The organism is Peribacillus aracenensis, from assembly GCF_025175645.1.
Taxonomy (GTDB): Bacteria; Bacillota; Bacilli; order Bacillales; family DSM-1321; genus Peribacillus; species Peribacillus aracenensis.
The window spans coordinates 1-1,092 of sequence record NZ_JANZMJ010000099.1 but is presented as its reverse complement, the minus strand read 5'-3'; the positions used below and the strand labels follow the sequence as shown (position 1 = coordinate 1,092).

Genomic DNA, 1,092 nt, shown 5'->3' with positions numbered 1-1,092 from the left:
AGGTTAGTTAAACAAGAAATGATATAATTTTGACATAGAACGAGAACCATGTGATCAAGCCTATTATGAACGGATATTATGTCCTTGTAAAACAGCTAGGGGCATTGAAGGGGTATCTCTGAAAGTTTGGATAGAATGTTAGCTGAGCCAGTCTTGTGACTGGCTTTTTTGATGTGTTTTATTTTGTACTTGCGGTCGTATTAACCTCATTTAAAGCCATAAGAAACGTCCCCGTGGAGTTTACCAATGCAGAAAAATACGCTCGGTTGGTAATTTGATTTCAACGATTGTATTTTCTTTTTCACCTCTAAAATTCATTTCCCCTTGAAAATCACTGGCGACTATTCCTTGCAAAATAGTTAGTCCAAGGCTATCTGCTTTTGTTATATCAAAATCCTCTGGCAATCCGCGCCCGTTATCCCGAACAGATAAGAAAATATAATCATCAAACCGTTTACATTGAATTGTAATCATACCTGATTCCATCCCTATAAAGGCATGTTTAAAGCAGTTCATGACTAACTCATTAATAATCAGCGCAATTGATGTTGCCTTGTTATACGGGATGAATATATCATCTAAATCTAAATGAATTAAAATTTTTGGATTATCATTAATTAGGTTAATAATCGCTTCAATGATTTGCTTCACGTTAATAATACTTCGGCTTAATTTGTCTTTAGAAAGAAGGTTATGGACAGAAGCAATACTCTTTATTCGATTAATAATACTATCTAATAAATCATCGATGGATATATCAGAGGTATTATTTACAAACATTTTTTGTAATGATATAAGTCCAACAATCGATTGAAGATTATTTTTTATGCGATGATGACTTTCTTGTAACAAAGCAGATCTTCCCAATAATCTTGTGTCTTCAATAGCAATAGCTGCGTGAAGGGCTAATGCTGATAAATATTTAGATTTCTCTTTCGAATACACATAAAAGTTTTCGTAAGATAATTGAATGATACCTGTTACTTGAGATCGAATCGAAACAGGTACACAAATAATTGTTTTTACATGATGACTCTTTTCAAACAATGAGTTGAATTCTCTATCATTTTGATTGGCATAATAGATGTCATT

The 1,092-nt window shown here is 32.8% G+C and carries 1 protein-coding gene; it reads right to left on the bottom strand.

Features of this window, described 5'->3' with window-relative positions:
• Positions 1 to 240: 240 nt before the first annotated feature.
• Positions 241 to 1,092 (bottom strand): sensor histidine kinase (locus N0M92_RS29155; RefSeq protein ID WP_260289030.1); only part of this gene is annotated, 852 nt, incomplete at its 5' end.